Here is a 23039-nt window from a genome sequence, read left to right as displayed (position 1 = left end):
TGAATGTGAAAGATATTAAATTATTTTGCTTACCGTATGCTGGAGGATCTGCTGTAATGTATAACTCACTTGAAAAATACATCAATGAAGTAATTGAAATTATTCCACTTGAGTATTCGGGACATGGAGAAAGAATTTCAGAAGAATTTTACTGTAATTTCAAAGAAATGGTTAGTGATGTAGCAAAAACTATTATAGAAAATTTAACTGATGCACCATTTGCCCTTCTTGGATATAGTATGGGAAGTTTAGTAGCATATGAAGTATACTATGAAATTTATAGGCGTACTGGAAGAAGACCAGTTCATATTTTCTTTGCAGCACATGTAGCACCAGAGGTAAGAGAGATACAAGAAATGTCTTACTACAAAGCTGCTCAAAAATTAACTAAAAATTTGACTAAAATGGGTGGGGAATTTCATGAAGTGCTTCATCATGAAGAATTAATAGATTTAATGGTTCCAATATTTTACTCAGATTTGAAACTGTATACACAATATAATTATATGATGAAAACAGAACCCATATTATCCAATATAACTATCGTCTATTCAGATGAGGAAAATAAGAATGAAAAAATCTATGAATGGTCTAAACATACAACAAAGTTTTGTAGATACTATAAAATGGAAGGAAATCATTTTTTTATTAATTTTTACACTGAAGAATTTGTAAAAATTATTAATAAAACATTATTAGCAGAAATGTCACTAAACTCATTGGAGGCGAATTTGATATGAATATAACTACTATTAACAATGAAAATTGCAACAGTTTGGTATCAGAATCTACTCAACATAACATTTTTGGTTTAAGAAAAAGATCTGCAGATAGGAAAAGGCATGTAATAGAGTACGTTATTAATGAGGTTTATTGTAATCAAATAAATCAAGCTTGCATCTATCATAAGATGGACGTAGTACAGCTATTTACTTCCGCATGGATATTGTATAAAAATCTCGTTACAGGAAATAACCCTGAATCGATTGCTTTAGTTAACAATAAGAATTCCGTTATTCTTGCTTCTTTGATGGTAAATCATGAGCAAACCATGGAAAAGTATTTGGATATGGCAAGTGAATATCTATCAAAGGTCAATGAACAAACTGAAAGTGGAAATTCGCATTCATCAAATTCTCCAGATATCCTTTTATATTCCCTGTATTCAGAATGTTGTGTATATGATAGAGGGGAATATGATTTAACCATTGGCATATCTCGAAATAATGAAAAAATTAAAATTATCTATGAATTTAATTCAGACTCCATTAGTAAACAAATGTTAGATTTGACACATAAACGAATAATGAAAATATGTGAGCAAATGAGTAAAAAGAAACGAAACTATCTAAATGAGATAACATTTTTAGATGATTTTGAATTAAACCAGGTACTTCATGAATTTAATAATAGTGACGATCTATATCCAACTACAAAAACTATAATTGAATTATTTGAAGAACAAGTCGTAAAAACACCAAATAATATTGCATTAGAATATGAAGGACAAACGCTTACTTACAAACAATTAAATAATAGGGCAAATTATTTGGGGGAATTGTTAAGAGAACAGGGAGTAAAATCTGATAGTATTGTTGGAATTATTACAAAGAGGTCTATTGAAATGGTGATTGGGATCTATGGGGTTTTAAAAGCAGGAGGAGCTTATTTACCTATAGATCCAAGTCTCCCAATAGATCGAATAAGATTTATGTTAAATGACAGTGGAACAAATGTACTTCTTGAAGGGACCGAAAGTAGGCATATATCCAAGGATTTACAAAATATTAATGTGGTTGATTTATGTGAATGTAAAGGAGAAAAAGAGCAAAATTTAAAACTGATTTCTAAACCAAATAACTTGGCATACGTTATCTATACTTCTGGAACAACAGGCACTCCTAAAGGGGTTATGGTTGAAAATGGTAATGTCGTAAATCTGGTAACTTGGATGTTGAAAAATGAATATCATGAGTCCGAAGTTATTCTCCAAAAAACTACATTTACCTTTGATTTGTCTATTTGGGAATTTTTCGTTGGATATTTAGCAGGAGCAAAATTGGTGCTTCTACCTATGGAAGATGAAATGGATCCAAGTAAAATTGCAGAACAAATAAAAAAGCATCATGTTACTAGGACATCATTTGTACCGTCAGTATTAGAAGGCTTTACTTCTTATGTTAATTCTGAAGTAACACAAACTTTACGCAAAATACAATTGTCAGGAGAAGCTTTACCGGTTGAATTGGCTAATCGTTTCAACCAAATTTGCAACGGGAAAGTGGGGCTTATTAATTCCTATGGACCTACAGAGACGACTGTTTTTGCGACATCCCTTGATGTGCCCACAGATTTTAATTTGGACTTTGTTCATATTGGAAGACCAATTTCCAATACAAAGATATACATTTTAAACGGTAATAGACTTTGTGGTATTGGTATGATGGGTGAACTATGTATTGGGGGAGAAGGAGTATCAAGGGGATATTTAAATAGACCTGAATTGACGGCAGAGAAATTTGTAGAAAATCCTTTTTGTGAAGGAGAAAAAATCTATCGAACTGGGGACCTTGCGCGTTGGATGGAAGATGGCAATATCGAGTATCTAGGAAGAATAGATGAGCAAGTAAAAATCAGAGGATATAGAATAGAAATTGACGAAGTTGTAAGTGAAATGAGAAATTTGGAAGAAATTCAAAACGCGGTTGTCATTGCAAGAGAAGAGAATAACGATAAATATTTGTGTGGATATGTGGTTGGAAATGGAAAACTTGATAGCAATAGCATCAAAGAACAATTAAGAAAAAAATTGCCGGAATATATGATACCAGCATATATTATCCAAATAGAGAGTCTACCTATAACAAGGAACGGAAAGTTGGATAAAAAAGCTTTACCTAAACCTGAAGTAATAAGCATGGTGGAGTATATTGCTCCGAGAAACGACATAGAAATCTGCATTGCAAAAGCATTTCAAGACATTTTAGGAACTGATCGAATAGGGATTGACGATAACTTCTTTGAATTAGGTGGACATTCGTTAAGAGCTACCAAGTTAGTAAATGTTATTGAACAGGAATTAGGGGTGCGAATCCCATTACGTGAAGTATTAACAGGGAATACAGTAAGAAATATTGCTGAAAAAGTAAGAGATGCAACTAATTATACATACTATACCTCAATTGAGTTGCAACCTCAAAAAGACAGCTATGAAATGAGCTCTGCCCAGAAGCGATTATTTATTATTGACCAAATGAAAGAAGGAAGCATCTCCTATAATATCCCAATGGTTTTGAAGCTTAAGGGTTCTCTTAATTTAGAACGACTAAATAAAGCTCTTAAACAGTTGTGCGAGCGCCATCAAATATTACGAACACATTTTAATTATGATCAACATAAGTTCTTTCAAATGATAGACGATTCAGTTGATATAAACTTAGAGTATGTAGAAGAGAACGAGGGAAATATTCAAAAAGTATTAACAGAATTTATCCGTCCATTCGATTTGAAGAAAGCCCCTTTAATGAGAGCGAAGGCTGTAAAAATTGCGGAAGATGAAACCATAATCATGATAGACATCCATCACATCATCTACGATGACGGATCCAAAGGAGTATTACTCGGTGATTTATCTAGATTTTACAATGGTGAAGATTTACCAGAACTTAATGCACAATATAAGGATTTCAGTGCGTGGCAGAATGCAAGAGATTTAGGTTCTCAAGGAGAATACTGGTTAAAAGAATTTTCCGATGACATCCCTGTGCTCGACCTGCGGACAGATTATCCTAGACCACAACAACAGAGTCATAAAGGTAGTAGTTTTACAACAACATTAAGCAATGAACTAAAAAATGCTGTTAATGGAATGAGTACGAAAACTGGTGCTACACAATATATGATTCTGTTGTCATCCTTTATGTTACTGCTCAGTCGCTACAGTAGACAGGAAGACATTGTAGTAGGGAGCCCAATTGCAGGAAGAATTCACCCAGATACACAGAATATGTTGGGAATGTTTGTTAATACGTTGGCTATTAAAGGAAAAATAGGGTCTTATTTAACATTTATCGAATTACTTCAACAAATGAAAGAAAAGTGCTTGAAAGCATATGAAAATCAAGAATATCCATTTGAAGAATTGGTAGACAAATTAGAATTTGAAAGAGACCTTTCGAGAAACCCGTTATTTGATGTTATGTTTGTTTTCCAAAATAATGAGGAAGCTGAACTGAAATTAGGAGATACGATTCTAAGCCCAGTTAAATTTACAAGCAAGTCTTCAACATTTGATTTAACCGTAAGTATGGAAGAAACTGCAGATGGATATGAACTAAATTGGGAGTATTGTACAGACTTATTTAAGCAAGAGACAATAGAACGTATGAGTGAGCACTTTACTGAAGTGTTGACGGATGCGGTACAGAATCCAGAGAAAATGCTCAGTGAAATGATTATGATGAGCGAACAGGAGAAAGAGAAAGTTCTATATACTTTTAATGATACAGAAGCAGAGTATCCAAAAGACAAAACGATTATTGAATTGTTTGAAGAACAGGTCAAAAAGACACCTGATCATATCGCAGTGGAATTTAACGAACAAACTCTTTCCTACAAACAGCTCAATGCGAGGGCAAACTATGTCGGTCAGACGTTAAGAGAGCTGGGTGTTAAGCCCGATAGCATTGTAGGAATTGTCACAGATAGGTCACTCGAAATGATCATTGGAATCTATGGCATTTTAAAAGCTGGCGGAGCTTACTTACCAATTCACCCAGAGCATCCAATAGACAGAATCAAATATATGATAGAAGATAGCGAAACCACAGTGTTATTGGCGGGACCAGGTAGTACAGATGTCACTGAAGAACTACAGGACATGACCAAAATCGATTTGATGGAATGTACAGAAGAAATGGAAAATAATCTCGAACATATTTCCAAATCAAATCATCTGGCTTATGTCATCTATACTTCTGGAACTACTGGAAAACCGAAAGGTGTCATGGTTGAAAATAGAAATATTTCAAATTTATGTACTTGGCAAATTAAAAACGGTAATTATACCGATAACAGTAAAATTATTCAAAAAACTGCGTATGTATTTGATGGCTCTGTGTGGGAAATATTCCCTATTTGCTTAATTGGTGGTAAATTGGAAATTATAGATGAGTTCCAAAACAAAGATCCCGAGGAATTACTAAAGTTATTACCAGGAAAACAAATCGCTCTAATGCCATCAATGTTTAGAACTTTATTAGACTGTAAAGAAACTATCGAGAAAAAAAATCAATTAAATACATTTGACAAAATATATTTGGCTGGAGAACCAGTAACTATAGATTTATTAGAAAAGTATAAAGAAGTAACAGGAAATAGACTAAATCGATTAAACAATTTGTATGGTCCGACAGAAGCAACCGTTACCGCAACGTCATTCCAATTTTCTGACAATAACAACCTAGATATTGTTCCGATTGGAAAGCCTATTTTGAATACGCAGATATATATTTTAAATGGTAATAGTCTGTGTGGTATGGGAATGCCAGGTGAATTATGCATCGGAGGAGCAGGGGTATCAAGGGGATATTTAAACAGACCAGAACTAACAGAAGAGAAGTTTATAGAAAATCCATACCGTAAGGGAGAAAGAATTTATCGTACCGGCGACCTAGCACGTTGGATGGAAGATGGCAATATTGAATACCTTGGAAGAATTGATGAGCAGGTTAAAATTAGAGGGTTTAGAATTGAGCTTGATGAAATTGAAAGCAAAATTAGGGGATTAAAAGGGATTCAAGATGCAGTGGTTATTGTAAGAGAAGAACATGGTGATAAATATATATGTGGATACATTGTTGGGAAAGAACAATTTGACATAGGTATCATTAAGGGACAGCTAAGCAAAAATTTACCGGAATATATGATACCAGCATATATTATACAAATTGAGAGTGTTCCTATAACAGTGAATGGAAAAATGGATAAAAAAGCACTCCCGAAACCTAAAGTAACTGGTATGGAAGCGTATATTGCCCCAAGAGATGAAATAGAAGTATGTATTACTGAGGCCTTTCAGGAAATTCTAGGAGTTGAGAAAGTTGGAATTAATGATAGCTTTTTTGAACTGGGAGGACATTCTTTAAGAGCCACTAAATTAGTTAATGTTCTAGAAGAAGGTTTAGGGGTACGAATTTTATTACGTGAAGTATTATCATTAAAAACCGTAAGGAAAATTGCTGAAAAGGTAAGAGAATCAACTGAGCAAGAATCCTATAACTCTATTGAGCGAATGCCAAAAAAACATAGCTATGATATGAGTTTGGTTCAAAAGAGACTGTATATTATTGACCAAATGCAAGGAAAAAATATTACTTACAATATGCCGCAAATGATGCGTGTTCAAGGTACGATTGATATTACTCGAATGCAGAATGCGATCAATCAATTGATAGAACGCCATGAAGTATTAAGAACTAGCTTCCAAATGGAAGATGATAAGCCTATACAGAAAATTGAAGATCACGTTACAGTACGATTAGAATTCACAGAATGTCATGAGGAAAATATTCAAAATGAATTTAGAGAATTCATTCGCCCGTTTGATTTAAGTAAAGCATCGTTGTTGAGAGTGAAGGTTGTGAAAATTTCAGAAGGTGAAACCATACTCATGTTAGACATTCATCATATTATTTATGATGCTGTATCATCCGGTATATTCCTTAAGGATTTATCTAGACTTTACAATGGTGAAGATTTACCAGAACTTAATGCACAATATAAGGATTTCAGTGCGTGGCAGAATGCAAGAGATTTAGGTTCTCAAGGAGAATACTGGTTAAAAGAATTTTCCGATGACATCCCTGTGCTCGACCTGCGGACAGATTATCCTAGACCACAGCATCAGAGTCATAAAGGTAACAGTTTTACAACAACATTAAACAATGAACTAAAAAATGCTGTTGATGGAATGAGTACGAAAACTGGTGCTACACAATATATGATTCTGTTGTCATCCTTTATGTTACTGCTCAGTCGCTACAGTAGACAGGAAGACATTGTAGTAGGGAGCCCAATTGCGGGGAGAATTCACCCAGATACACAGAATATGTTGGGAATGTTTGTTAATACGTTGGCTATTAAAGGGAAAATAAGGTCTGATTTAACATTTGTCGAATTACTTGAACAAATGAAAGCAAAATGCTTAAAAGCATATGAAAATCAAGAATATCCATTTGAAGAATTAATAGACAAATTGGAATTTGAAAGAGACCTATCGAGAAACCCGTTATTTGATGTTATGTTTGTTTTCCAAAATAATGAGGAAGCTGAACTGAAATTAGGAGACACGATTCTAAGCCCAGTTAAATTTACAAGCAAGTCTTCAACATTTGATTTAACAGTAATTATGGAAGAAACTGCAGATGGATATGAACTAAATTGGGAGTATTGTACAGACTTATTTAAGCAAGAGACAATAGAACGTATGAGTGAGCACTTTACTGAAGTGTTGACGGATGCGGTACAGAATCCAGAGAAAATGCTCAGTGAAATGATTATGATGAGCGAACAGGAGAAAGAGAAAGTTCTATATACTTTTAATGATACAGAAGCAGAGTATCCAAAAGACAAAACGATTATTGAATTGTTTGAAGAACAGGTCAAAAAGACACCTGATCATATCGCAGTGGAATTTAACGAACAAACTCTTTCCTACAAACAGCTCAATGCGAGGGCAAACTATGTCGGTCAGACGTTAAGAGAGCAGGGCGTTAAGCCAGATAGCATTGTAGGAATTGTCACAGATAGGTCACTCGAAATGATTATTGGAATCTATGGCATTTTAAAAGCTGGCGGAGCTTACTTACCAATTCATCCAGAGCATCCATTAGACAGAATCAAATATATGATAGAGGACAGCGAAACCTCAGTGTTATTGGCGGGACCAGGTAGTACAGGTGTCACTAAAGAACTACAGGACATGACCAAAATCGATTTGATGGAATGTACAGAAGAAATGGAAAATAACCTCGAACATATTTCCAAATCAAATCATCTGGCATATGTCATCTATACTTCTGGAACTACTGGAAAACCGAAAGGTGTCATGGTCGAAAATAGAAATCTGGCGAATTTAACAAACTGGAAAATTACAGAAGGAAAATATAATGAACGTAGTGTGGTTCTTCAAAAATCGACATATGTCTTTGATGCATCCGTGTGGGAAATATTCCCTTGTGGGTTAGCTGGCTCTAAACTAGAGATTATTTCAGAAACTCAAAATAATGATCCGGTTGAATTGTTAGAAGTATTAACGAAGAAACAGATTACGAAAGCTACTCTAGTTCCCTCTGTATTTAGAATGTTATTAAACCATGCAGAGGCACATAACAGAATAGAATCTTTAAGTACATTAGATAGGGTTTATTTAGCAGCAGAGCCAGTAGATATAGATTTGTTAGACAAGTATCTCATGACAACAGAAAAGAACTTAAATCGATTAAATAATTGTTATGGTCCAACCGAGGCAACAGTTTGTGCTACATCTCACCGCTTTTCTGACAATGCAAATCTAGACATCGTGCCAATTGGAAAACCAATTTTCAACACACAAATATATGTGTTGAATGGCAACAGTTTATGTGGCATTGGAATGCCTGGAGAGTTATGTATCGGAGGAGCAAGTGTATCTAGAGGATATTTAAACAGACCTGAGCTAACAGCAGAGAAATTTGTAGATAATCCATATCGCAAGGGAGAAAGAATTTATCGTACCGGTGATTTAGCGCGCTGGATGGAAGATGGTACTATTGAGTATCTTGGAAGAATCGACGAGCAGGTCAAAATAAGAGGGTTTAGAATTGAAATCGGAGAAATTGAAAGTAAATTAAGAGATCTCCATAGTATTGAAGATGCGGTAGTCGTGGCAAATGAAGATCATGTCGGGGACAAATATTTATGTGGATACATTGTTGGAAAGAAAAAGTTGGATATAAAAGTCATCAAGGAACAACTAGGCAGAGACTTACCGGAGTATATGATACCAGCACATATTATTCAGCTTGAAAGTCTCCCTATTACAGTAAACGGAAAACTGGATAAAAAGGCATTACCAAAACCTATGATAACTGGCACAGAAGAGTATATTGCTCCAAGAGATGAAATAGAAATCTGTATCGCAGAGGCGTTCCAAGAAATTTTAGGGGCTGAGCAAATAGGGATTGATGATAGCTTCTTTGAACTAGGAGGAAATTCATTAAGAGCTACCAGACTGGTCAATATAGTGGGAGAAAAATTAGAAGTTCGAATTCCTTTACGTGAGGTATTATTAGAAAAAACTGTACGAAAACTAGCTGAAAAAGTGAAAGAACTAAAAGTAGAAATGCCTGAAGGGGATTATTTTTCTGTAATAGCAATTGCAGAAGAAGAGGGGGTTTAAAAATGAGTAGAAAATATAGAATGAGTTCTAATCAAAAACGATTGTATGTCATTGATCAAATGCAGGAATCGAACGTTACGTATAATATTCCTATAATTTTGAAAATAAAAGGAAGTATTGCTTTGGATCGTTTATCCGAAGCATTAATACAGTTGAGTAATCGACATGAGTTATTGAGAACTCACTTTGCACACTATAAAGATAAGTTCCTTCAAATTATAGAAGATTCAGTTGATATAAAGTTAGAGTATGCTAAAGAGAGCGAGGAAAATATTCAAAAAGTTTTAACAGAATTTATCCGCCCGTTTGATTTGAAGAAAGCGCCTTTAATGAGAGCAATGGCTGTAAAAATTTCAGAAGATGAAACTATTCTCATGTTAGACATCCATCATATTATTTTTGATGATGGATCCACTAGTGTATTACTTGGTGATTTATTCCGTTTATATAATGGAGAGGATTTACCTAAACCTAAAATTCAATATAAAGATTACAGTGCATGGCTGAATACAAGAGATTTAAGTAAACAAGAAATATATTGGCTAGAAGAATTTTCTGACGACTTTCCTGTGCTCGACCTGCGGACAGATTATCCTAGACCACAACAGCAGAGTCATAAAGGTAACAGTTTTACAACAACATTAAGCAATGAACTAAAGAATGCTGTTAATGGAATGAGTAAGAAAACTGGCGCTACAGAATTTATGATTTTATTATCATCTTTTATGTTGTTGCTCAGTCGCTACAGTAGGCAAGAAGATATTGTAGTAGGGAGCCCAATAGCGGGAAGAAACCACCCAGATACGCAAAATATGTTGGGAATGTTTGTTAATACGTTGGCTATTAAAGGGAAATTAGGATCAAATTTAACATTTATCGAATTAGTTGAACAAATGAAAGAAAAGTGCTTGAAAGCATATGAAAACCAAGAGTTTCCATTTGAGGAATTGGTAGATAAGATAGGTCTAGAGAGAGACCCTTCAAGAAACCCATTGTTTGATGTTATGTTTGCTTTACAAAACAATGAGGAAGCGGAACTTCGAATGGGAAATACAAATATTATTTCTATTACGGTAGAGAGTAACGTAGCGAAATTTGATTTAACGTTAAGTATGGAAGAAACTGCAGATGGATATGAACTAAATTGGGAGTATTGTACAGACTTATTTAAGCAAGAGACAATAGAACGTATGAGTGAGCACTTTACTGAAGTGTTGACGGATGCGGTACAGAATCCAGAGAAAATGCTCAGTGAAATGATTATGATGAGCGAACAGGAGAAAGAGAAAGTTCTATATACTTTTAATGATACAGAAGAAGAGTATCCAAAAGACAAAACGATTATTGAATTGTTTGAAGAACAGGTCAAAAAGACACCTGATCATATCGCAGTGGAATTTAACGAACAAACTCTTTCTTACAAACAGCTCAATGCGAGGGCAAACTATGTCGGTCAGACGTTAAGAGAGCTGGGCGTTAAGCCCGATAGCATTGTAGGAATTGTCACAGATAGGTCACTCGAAATGATCATTGGAATCTATGGCATTTTAAAAGCTGGTGGGGCTTACTTACCAATTCACCCAGAGCATCCAATAGACAGAATCAAATATATGATAGAGGACAGCGAAACCTCAGTGTTATTGGCGGGACCAGGTAGTACAGATGTCACTAAAGAACTACAGGACATGATCAAAATCGATTTGATGGAATGTACAGAAGAAATGGAAAATAACCTCGAACATATTTCCAAATCAAATCATCTGGCTTATGTCATCTATACTTCTGGAACTACTGGAAAACCGAAAGGTGTCATGGTCGAAAATAGAAATCTGGCGAATTTAACAAACTGGCAAATTACAGAGGGAAAATATAATGAAAGTAGTGTGGTTCTTCAAAAATCGACATATGTTTTTGATGCAGCTGTGTGGGAAATATTCCCTAGTGGTTTAGCGGGTTCTAAACTAGAGATTATTTCGGAAACTCAAAATGATGATCCGGCTGAATTGTTAGAAGTAATAACAAAGAAACAGATTACGCAAGCTCTTCTGGTTCCCTCTGTATTTAGAATGTTATTAAACTATGCAGAGGCACATAATAAAATAGATTCCTTAAGTACATTTAATAGGATTTATTTAGGGGCGGAGCCAGTAGATGCAGATTTGTTAGACAAGTATCTCATGGCGACAGAAATGAACTTAAATCGATTAAATAATTTATATGGTCCAACCGAGGCAACAGTTTGTGCTACATCTCACCGCTTTTCTGACAATGCAAATCTAGACATCGTGCCAATTGGAAAACCAATTTTTAATACACAAATATATGTGTTGAATGGCAACAGTTTGTGTGGCATTGGAATGCCTGGAGAGTTATGTATCGGAGGAGCAAGTGTATCTAGAGGATATGTAAACAGACCTGAGCTAACAGCAGAGAAATTTGTAGATAATCCATATCGCATGGGAGAAAGAATTTATCGTACCGGTGATTTAGCGCGCTGGATGGAAGATGGTACTATTGAGTATCTTGGAAGAATCGACGAGCAGGTCAAAATAAGAGGGTTTAGAATTGAAATCGGAGAAATTGAAAGTAAATTAAGAGATCTCCATAGTATTGAAGAAGCGGTAGTCGTGGCTATTGAAGATCATGGTGGGGACAAAAATTTATGTGGATACATTGTTGGAAAGAAAAAGTTGGATATAAAAGTCATCAAGGAACAGCTAAGCAAAGACTTACCGGAATATATGATACCAGCACATATTATCCAGCTCGAAAGTCTACCTATTACAGTGAACGGAAAACTGGATAAAAAGGCATTACCAAAACCTATGATAACTGGCACAGAAGAGTATATTGCCCCAAGAGATGAAATAGAAATCTGTATCGCAGAGGCGTTCCAAGAAATTTTAGGGGCTGAGCAAATAGGGATTGATGATAGCTTCTTTGAACTAGGGGGAGACTCCATTAAAGCTATTCGTATCGTATCTAAATTACGTGAGCTTGGGTATGAAATAAACGTCAGAACAATAATGCAGAGTAGAACAATACGAGCTATACGAACAGGAATTAGTAAAGTAAAGACAATTGCTGCTGAGCAAGGAGAAGTGACGGGTAATGTAGAATTAACGCCAATCCAAAAAGCTTTCTTCGCAGGCCATCTTGCCGAACCTAATCACTTTAATCAGTCGTTAATGCTAGAAAGCAAAGAGAAAATAAATAAAGAAGCTCTTGAAAAGGCATTGCAAGCAATTCTAAACCATCATGATATGCTTAGAGCTATATACAATAATGAAAAACAAACTATTCGCAAAGTTAATAATGATAAGCCATATGATTTGACTTACTATGATTATGCAAATATTACAGATAAAGAAGAATTATTTTCTATTATCGATAAAAAATCAAGTGAGTTACAAGCAAGTATCGATCTTTCAACTGGTCCTTTGTTCAAGGCTGGATTATTCCGAACAGTAGACAAAGACTATTTATTGCTTTGCATCCACCATTTAGTGGTTGATGGTGTATCATGGAGAATTATTACGGAAGACTTAAGTAAAGGATATGCAACAGCAAAAGAGAATAAAGAGATAATTCTTCCATCTAAGACGATGTCATTCCAAAAATGGAGCGGAATTTTACAACAATATAGAGATAACCATATTCTAAAAAGAGAAATACCTTACTGGAAAGAAATTGAACAAAAGGTTAAGGAAAGTAAATTACAACTAACAGAAAGTGGAGTCAAATATGGAATACAAAATATTGAGTTTCACTTAACCGAAGAACAAACAAAGCAACTTTTATATAAAGCAGGCAAAGCATACAATACTGAAATTAACGATTTATTACTTACAGCGTTATTTAGAACAGTGAATCAATTAAATAGACATGAAGTAGTATCAGTGAGCTTAGAAGGGCACGGGAGAGAGCCAATTGGTGAACCAACAGTAATAGATAGAACTGTTGGGTGGTTTACAAGCGTGTATCCTGTTGCTGCAAGTGGAATTGGAAAAACAATAAGTGAAGATATCGTTAACATTAAGGAAACCTTGAGAAGGATTCCAAATCACGGTATCGGATATGGTGTACTGAAAGCATTTGGTGAAGAGGTATTGAAAGACGAGTTACCAGATATTACTTTTAACTATCTAGGTGAACTTTATCAAGAAAATCAGAAAGCCGATTTTGTGATGAGTGACATACCACATGGATTGGATGTATCAGAAAAAAATAAATTAGATACAGCTATTTCAATAAATGGTGAGGTTAGCGATAAAGAATTACACATGGTCATAAGTTTTGATCAGTCGAAATTTAATAAGAACTTTATGACTGAACTTAAAGATATCTTCAAACTGGAGTTGGTAGAAGTAATTGATCATTGTATTAAGATAGAAGAAACCAAAAATACTGCATCAGACTTAGGAGAACTAAAATGGAGTGACAATGAATTCACTTTAATACAGCAAAGGGTAAAAGGAATCGGATGTGAGATAGAAAGAATATATCCGTTAACAGCCTTGCAAGAAGGTATGTTGTATCACAAAATGGAAGATAATCTTTCTACAAGTTATGTGGTACAAAGTGTATTTAAAACAGAAAATAGTTTAAATGACAAAGCTTTAAAGGAAAGTTTAGAGTTACTCGCAGAAAAACATGAAATATTAAGGACAAGTGTGATATACCGCAATGTAAGTGAGCCAAGACAAATATTGGTAAGAGGTAGATCAATTGAATACAATCGTATTGATGTATCAAATGAAGAAAATCCACAAAGCAAATTTGAAGAGATAAAAAAAGAAGATGTAAATAGAGGGTTTGATCTAGAAAGAGATAGTTTACTTAGAATGACGGTAGTAACACTTAGTGAGATGGATTACATTATTATGAGTTTCCACCATATCATAATGGATGGTTGGTGCATGTCTATCCTAATGAATGACCTACTTAGTTATTATAAGCATCTATCAGATAATAACGATAAAGAAGAGTTAAAAAGAAATATCAGAAAAAATCCAAAATACGAAGAGTATGTGCATCAGATACAATCTAAAGATAAAGAATCATGCACTTTATACTGGAAAGAATTGTTAGATGGATATCAAGAGCAAACAGAAATCCGACCAGCAGGAACTGTTGATGTAGAAGAAAAGGTAGGAAGCGTAGAAATAAGCCTTACAAAAGAACAAAGCGATAGATTAGAAGAGATTAGCGGAAAACATAATATAACTATCAACACAATTGTTGAAGCGGCATGGGGTGTTGTTTTACAGAAATATAATAATGTAACTGATGTAGTGTTTGGTAAAGTAGTGTCAGGTCGAAATGTAGAAGTTAAAGGCATTGAGGAAATGGTAGGACTATTTATCAACACTATTCCTGTCAGGGTAACGACAAATAAAGAAGAAACCTTGTTAGAATTAATATCGAGTTTGCAAAAACAGGCACTAAAAAGTTCACAATATGACTACTGTTCACTAGCGGAGATACAGAGCCAAAGTAGTCTAGGTAGTAAATTAATTCAAACGATGCTTGCTTTTGAAAACTACTATGAGCAGGAACAGAAGAAAGATGATGGAACAAATTGGTCATTAGAATGTGCAAGAGAACAAACCAATTATTCCATTACCTTAAGTGCCTACAAATCAGAGACCTTAGGTATACGGCTAATGTACGACACGAATATGTATGGTGAAAGCGAAGCAGACAGAATTCTGAGTTGTTTGCAATCCATACTTCGTAATTTTATAGATAAACCAGATATACAAATAAGCAATATTGAATTTTTAGATGCACAGGAGCAAGAGAAAGTTCTAAATAGTTTCAATACTACAGTAACAGCATACCCAAAGTATAAGACCATTATTGAATTATTTGAAGAACAGGTGAAGAAGACACCTAATCATGTTGCAGCTGTATCAAATGGCCAAGACATCACTTACGCATTATTGAACCTAAAGTCGAATCAATTGGCTAGAAAACTCCGAGATGTAGGAGTAAAACCAAATGACTTTGTAGGTATTATGGCTGAAAGTAGGCTGGAGACGATTATTGGGCTACTGGCCATTTTAAAAGCAGGTGGGACCTATCTTCCAATAGATCCAAAGTATCCAATCAATCGTATTCAATATATCCTTCAAGATAGCGGGAGTAAACTGATTCTTACAGGGAATACAGATCTATCTAATAGCCTAGAGCAATCCGTCTCAGTAATCAGTTTGTTAGACAATGACATTTACACTGGATTATCTGACAATCTATCACATATCAATCAGTCTCAAGATTTAGCTTATTTAATCTATACATCTGGTACAACGGGGAAACCAAAGGGTGTCATGATCGAACATGGAAACGTTATTCGTTTGGTTAGAGATACCAATTATGTTGGTTTTACAGATGTGAGAATATTACAAACAGGGTCATTAGCATTTGATGCATCCACATTTGAGATATGGGGGGCCTTGTTAAATGGAGGCAGAGTGTATTTAGTGGATGAGGAAGTATTAACTAATCCCAAATTATTACACCAAACGATATTGAGTAATCAAATCGATACAATGTTTATTACAACAGCCCTGTTTAACCAATTAATAGATATGGATGAAAAAATCTTTGATTCTTTAAAACAATTATTGTTTGGAGGAGAAGCAACATCAGAGGAACATGTCAGAAAACTAATGAATAGAAATAAGAAAATTAGGTTTTCAAATGTATACGGTCCTACAGAAAATACAACATTTACGACATATTATCCTATTAAAGCTGAGAATCAATTAAAGAAAACGCCTATAGGGAAGCCAATTTCTAATACGAAGGTATACATTTTGGACGGTAACAGTCTATGCGGAATTGGAATGCCTGGAGAATTATGCATCGGAGGAAACGGGGTTGCAAGGGGATATTTAAACAGACCTGAGCTAAACGCAGAAAAATTTGTGGAGAATCCTTACCGACCTGGAGAAAGAATATATCGAACAGGAGATTTAGTACGCTGGATGGAAGACGGAAATATTGAATACTTAGGAAGAATTGACCAACAGGTCAAGATTCGGGGATTCAGAATCGAACTTGGAGAAATTGAAAATAAGTTAAGAGAACTGAACGGTATTCAAGATGCCGCTGTCATTGTAAGGGAAGAAGATGGGGATAAATATCTGTGTGGATATGTCGTAGGATCAAATGAGTTGGACATTCGCAAGGTCAAAGAACAGTTAAGTGAAAGTTTACCAGAATACATGATACCAGCGCATCTTATGGAACTTGAAAGTCTTCCTGTGACAGTAAATGGGAAATTGGATAAGAGGGCATTACCGAAGCCGACAATTACGGGGATAAAAGAGGATTATACTGCCCCGAGAGATGAAATTGAAAGTTGTATAGTAGAGGCATTCCAAGAAGTTCTAGGGGTTGAACGAATAGGAATTGATGATAGTTTCTTTGAACTAGGTGGCCATTCATTAAAAGCTACTAGACTAGTAAATATTTTAGAAGAAAAGATCCAAATTCGAATTTCTATACGCGAGATATTAACAGGTAAAACAGTAAGAAAATTAGCAGAAAAGGTGAAAGAATCATCTGCAATTGAACTATATTCACCTATTGAGAAACAACCAAAAAATGATAGTTATGAAATGAGTTCGTCTCAAAAAAGAGTATTCGTCATTGAGCAAATGCAGAAATCAAACATCACCTACAATGTTCCGATAATTTTTAAAATTGAAGGGTGTATGGATCTAGTACGTTTGAATACTGCACTGAATCGTCTATGCGAGCATCATGATTTATTAAGAACTCACTTTGCATATGATAAAGACAAGTTTGTTCAAATTATAGAAGAGAAGGTTGAAATAGAGTTAGAATATACAGAAGAACGTGAAGAAAATATTCAACGAGTGTTGACAGAGTTTATACGACCGTTTGATTTAAGCATGGCCCCTTTAATGAGAGCAAAGGCTGTTAAAATTGCTGATTGTGAAACAATATTGTTGTTAGATATCCATCATATTATTTATGATGGCGGGTCGGCAAGGGTATTGTTGGGGGATTTAACTCGCTTATACAATGAGGGGAGCTTGCCAACAGCCCGTGTGCAGTATAAAGATTACAGTGCATGGATAAATAAACGGGATATAAGTGAAGAAGAAAAATACTGGATAAATGAATTTTCGGGTGAAATCCCTGTATTAAATTTACAAACAGATTTTCCTAGACCTCAGCAGCAAAGTTACAAAGGAAGTAACTTTACAACAAAGCTAAATAACAAGCAAAAAGCTTTCGTCAAAACAATGAGTAAAAAAACAGGAGCGACAGATTATATGATTTTATTGTCATCCTTTATGTTATTACTCAGTCGCTATAGTAGGCAGGAAGAGATTATAGTGGGGAGCCCGATTTCAGGAAGAATTCATCCAGAAACACAGGATATGTTAGGAATGTTTGTAAATACATTAGCCATTAAAGGGGAACTGTATTCACATCTGACATTCAGTGAATTAGTAGAACAAATGAAAGAAAAATGCTTAAAAGCTTATGAGAATCAGGAATATCCTTTTGAAGAATTGGTTGATAAAGTTGAAATAGAAAGAAATCTTTCAAGAAACCCGTTGTTTGATGTCATGTTTGTATTACAAAATAATGAAGAGGCAGAAGTAAAATTAGGGGATACTAACCTAATACCAATTAACTTTGACTATACATTAGCAAAATTTGATTTAACGGTGAGTATGGTGGAAACCGAGGAAGGCTATGAATTAAACTGGGAATATTGTACAGACTTATTCAAGCGAGAAACGATAGAACGTATGAGTGTTCACTTTAAGGATCTATTAATCAATGCCTTACAGCATCCAGAAAAAGCACTTCATGAAATTGAATTATTAAGCAAACAAGAAAAAAAGAAAATTCTTTCTGAATTCAATGCTACAGAAACAGCATACCCAAAGGATAAGACCATTATTGAATTATTTGAAGAACAGGTGAAGAAGACACCTAATCATGTTGCAGCTGTATTAAACGGTCAAGATATCACTTACGCATTATTGAACCAAAAGTCGAATCAATTAGCTAGAAAACTCCGAGATTTAGGAGTAAAACCAAATGAGTTTGTAGGTATTATGGCTGAAAGTAGGCTGGAGACGATTATTGGGCTACTGGCCATTTTAAAAGCAGGTGGAGCCTATCTTCCAATAGATCCAAAGTATCCAATCAATCGTATTCAATATATCCTTCAAGATAGTGAGAGTAAACTGATTCTTACAGGGAATACAGATCTATCTAATAGCCTAGAGCAATCCGTCTCAGTGATCAGTTTGTTAGACAATGACATCTACACTGGATTATCTGACAATCTATCACATATCAATCAGCCTCAAGATTTAGCTTATTTAATCTATACATCTGGTACAACTGGGAATCCAAAGGGTGTCATGATCGAACATGGAAACGTTATTCGTTTGGTTAGAGATACCAATTATGTTGATTTTACAGATGTAAGAATGTTACAAGCAGGTTCATTAGCATTTGATGCATCCACATTTGAGATATGGGGAGCCTTGTTAAATGGAGGCAGAGTGTATTTAGTAGATGAGGAAGTATTAACTAACCCAAAATTATTACACCAAATGATATTGAGTAATCAAATCGATACAACATTTATTACAGCAACCCTGTTTAACCAGTTAATAGATATGGATGAAAAAATCTTTGATTCTTTAAAACAATTATTGATTGGAGGAGAAGCAGCATCAGAGGAACATGTCAGAAAACTAATGAATAGAAATAAGAAAATTAGGTTTACAAATGCATATGGTCCTACAGAAAATACAACATTTACGACATATTATCATTTTAAAGCTGAGAATCAATTAAAGAAAGCGCCTATAGGGAAGCCAATTTCTAATACGAAGGTATACATTTTGGACGGTAACAGTCTATGCGGAATTGGAATGCCTGGAGAATTATGCGCCGGAGGAAAAGGGCTTGCAAGGGGATATTTAAACAGACCTGAGCTAAACGCAGAAAAATTCGTGGAGAATCCTTACCAACCTGGAGAGAGAATATATCGAACAGGAGATTTAGTACGTTGGATGGAAGATGGAAATATTGAATACTTAGGAAGAATTGACCAACAGGTCAAAATTCGGGGATTCAGAATCGAACTCGGAGAAATTGAAAATAAGTTAAGAGAACTGAACAGTATTCAAGATGCCGCTGTCATTGTAAGGGAAGAAAATGGGGATAAATATCTGAGTGGATATGTCGTAGGAACAGAGGAGTTGGACATTCGCACGGTCAAGGAACAGTTAAGTGGAAGTTTACCAGAATACATGATACCAGCACATCTTATGGAACTTGAAAGTCTTCCTGTGACAGTAAATGGGAAATTGGATAAGAGGGCATTACCGAAGCCGACAATTACGGGGATAAAAGAGGATTATACTGCCCCGAGAGATGAAATTGAAAGTTGTATAGTAGAGGCATTCCAAGAAGTTCTAGGGGCTGAACGAATAGGGATTGATGATAGTTTCTTTGATTTAGGAGGAGACTCCATTAAAGCCATCCGCATTGTATCAAAACTTCGTGAGCATGGGTACGGAATTGATGTTAGAACCATTATGCAAAGCAGAACTGTACAAGCTATACGAAAAGAAATAAGCGAAGCAAAAGCAATGACTGCCGAGCAAGGTGAAGTGACAGGTATAGTAGCGTTAACTCCAATTCAAAAAGATTTCTTTGCAAGCCAACTTGCAAAACCTAATCACTTCAATCAATCTTTTATGCTAGAGAGTAAAGGAAAAATAAATAAAGAATTTCTTCGAAAAGCGCTAATCGCTATAGTAAACCAACATGATATGATGAGGGCGATATATATAAATGGCGAACAGCACATACGACCTGTCGGAGAGAATAATATGTTCGATTTATCAATTTACGATTTTTCAGATATTGAAAATAAAGATGAATTGTACTCGACTATTAATAGGAAATCGAATGAGATACAAGGGAGTATTGATCTTTCAACTGGACCGTTATTCAAAGTAGGCATGTTCCAAACAACGGAAAAAGATTATCTGATGCTTTGCATCCACCATTTAGTGGTAGATGGCGTATCGTGGAGAATTATTTTAGAAGATTTAAAAAGAGGATATTACGCAGCAAAAGAGAATAATGAGATAATTCTTCCATCTAAGACGATGTCATTCCAAAAATGGAGCGAGACATTATTGAGATATAGAGAACAGCCAGCATTAACAAGAGAAATTCCCTTCTGGAAAGAGACAGAGCAAATGGTTAAGCTAAGTAGGCTACAACCGATAAAAAGTGGAGATGAATATGAAATACAAAATATGGAGATCTGCTTAACAAAAGAACAAACACATCAACTGCTATATAAAGCAGGTAGAGCTTACAATACTGAAATTAACGATTTGTTATTAACAGCATTATTTAGAGCTGTAAATCAATTAAATGGACAAGAAATAGTATCAGTAAGCATGGAAGGACACGGGAGAGAGCCAATCGGTGAACCAACCGTAATAGATAGGACTGTTGGCTGGTTTACAAGTGTGTATCCGATTGCCGTAAGAAATATTGGGAAAATAATTAGAGATGATATTTATAATACAAAAGAGACCTTGAAAAGAGTTCCAAATCGCGGTATAGGCTATGGTGTACTGAAAGAATTAGGAGATAAAGTGCTAGAAGGAGAGATACCTGATATTACATTTAACTATCTAGGCGAATTTACTCAAGAAGATTCGGCAGACGACTTAGTGTTAAGTGATATGCCTCACGGTGAGGACGTTTCAGAGGAAAATAGATTTGGTACTCCAATCTCTATGAACGGTGCAATTTCCAACAAGGAACTCCATATGGTCATAAGTTATGATCAATCAAAATATAGTAAGAACTTCATGGCTAAACTACAAAGAATTTTTAAACAGCAGTTGGAAGAAATTATTGATCATTGTGTAAAAGCAAGAGAAACTGAGCGTCAAGAATTGGCAGATTCAGATTCGAGTATCGAGCTAACACAGGTTATATGGTCAAAATTCGGAGTAGACAGCATTCTTAAGACTATACAAGTAGAAAATACACTCTACTCGGTATTATTTGTTGAAAATCTGAATAATGAGTTGAGAGAGCAGATAATAGTGCTTATTCAAAAACAACTAGTATTCCAACAAATACCACATTTTATCATTCATATGGATCAATACGGATTATTAGAATCATCAGTCATGAATTTAAATTCATTTAGACAGATGTGTATTGATTCAAATAGAAATACGAAGTTACATCCTTCAGAAATTGAATTACTGAAATTTAATCAGAATGTAGCAAGTGAAATTAAAGCACAGTACGTTGCCTCTACTATGCAAAAATGTTTTATTGCAACAGAAGGTAATACAATTGAAGAAATAATTGTCCTTGAAGGAAACTATAACAAAACAAAGATGATTGAAGCATGTAAACAAATTATTCAAGAACAAGGTGTACTTAGAAGTTCTTATAAGGAAAATCAGGGAGAATATATTATATTAGAACATGAATATCATTCATCGTGGTATATTCCTTATATTGATTTGAGATACGCACCACTTGACTACATTAATAATGTTTACGATCAAATTCATAAAATGAGAGATGAGAAATCTGGAAATGTTTTGAGTAGGATAGTAATTACGAAAGAATCTGAACGACACCATACCATTCATATTATTGTGCATCATAGTGTTTGGGATAAAACAAGTACACAAATCTTCCAAGAGAAGATTCAGCATTTACTCGATTACAATGTGGACAAATCAATAATAATGAAGGAATCTTATGACCAATATATACATGAAGTTACACACTATGATGGAAATAGTAACAATGGAGAAATATCTGAGTTATATCTTAATAGTTATTTAAATTGCGTGGATACAAACATAACTTATAATGAAGAGAATGTTCTCGTAAAATCAACACGATCTTTAATAAAAATGGGGCCAAGTATATTAAATTTATACAAAGAAAAACCATGGAATCTACTGATGCACTTATTGAAGGTTCTTGCTAGAGAGAATCAGTTAGTTCCAGAAAATTCATCAATAATACCAATGTTTATATTGCAGGAAGATAGAAGATATATGAAAAATGATTACACAAATACATTGGGAGAATTTTTAGACTTGTTGCCAATATTACTAGATTGTAACCAAGATATGATGGAATGGAACATGCAGGAGTATGTAGAAAGAATTCAAAAAGCTAAAAAAACTCAACATATTAATTTTATGGAACTTCTTTCTAAAGAAAGAGATGATTTACCTTCCATAGTACCATCAGTTCTCTCGATTAACTATCAAGGTGCATTTGATTTAACGTATGAATCATTCCTGGAAATTACAAATAAAGATAATTACAGAGGTAGTACAGAAATTGTTGTAAATAACTTTGATAATTATTTAGTAGTATTTTATCCTATGTTTAAAAAATGTTCGAAAAACATAGAAGAAATTTTACAAAATGAGTTTAACTTACTAGAGAATAATCTCTGTACATTAGAGTTCTCATGAAAAATCTAGATTAAATGTTTAACAGCCTTATAAATTATGCC

The 23039-nt window shown here is 34.6% G+C and carries 3 protein-coding genes; all 3 read left to right on the top strand.

Annotation, left to right across the window (positions count from 1 at the left end; all coding sequences use genetic code 11):
* Positions 1-5: 5 nt before the first annotated feature.
* From QUF91_RS18025 to QUF91_RS18015, 3 genes are read left to right on the top strand one after another with little or no spacing between them, the layout of a single operon-like run.
* Entirely contained in the window at positions 6-740 is a 735-nt protein-coding gene (locus QUF91_RS18025) for a thioesterase II family protein (protein WP_289418922.1), read from the top strand.
* A complete protein-coding gene (locus tag QUF91_RS18020) occupies positions 737-9439 on the top strand; it encodes a non-ribosomal peptide synthetase (protein ID WP_289418919.1) in 8703 nt (2900 codons plus the stop codon). Before QUF91_RS18025 ends, QUF91_RS18020 begins: the two co-directional genes overlap by 4 nt.
* A 2-nt stretch (positions 9440-9441) precedes the next feature.
* On the top strand, positions 9442-22998 hold the full coding sequence (locus tag QUF91_RS18015; protein ID WP_289418918.1) for a non-ribosomal peptide synthetase: 13557 nt from the start codon (positions 9442-9444) through the stop codon (positions 22996-22998).
* Positions 22999-23039 lie beyond the last annotated feature (41 nt).

This window comes from Lysinibacillus sp. G4S2, assembly GCF_030348505.1.
Lineage (GTDB): Bacteria > Bacillota > Bacilli > Bacillales_A > Planococcaceae > Lysinibacillus.
Note: the sequence above shows the minus strand (reverse complement) of the source record. Positions and strands in the feature narration are given on the sequence as shown.

What these genes read in the sequence shown, in the direction of transcription:
- QUF91_RS18020 (WP_289418919.1), top strand. Translation starts at nt 737, where the DNA reads ATGAATATAACTACTATTAACAATGAAAATTGCAACAGTTTGGTATCA.
- QUF91_RS18015 (WP_289418918.1), top strand. Translation starts at nt 9,442, where the DNA reads ATGAGTAGAAAATATAGAATGAGTTCTAATCAAAAACGATTGTATGTC.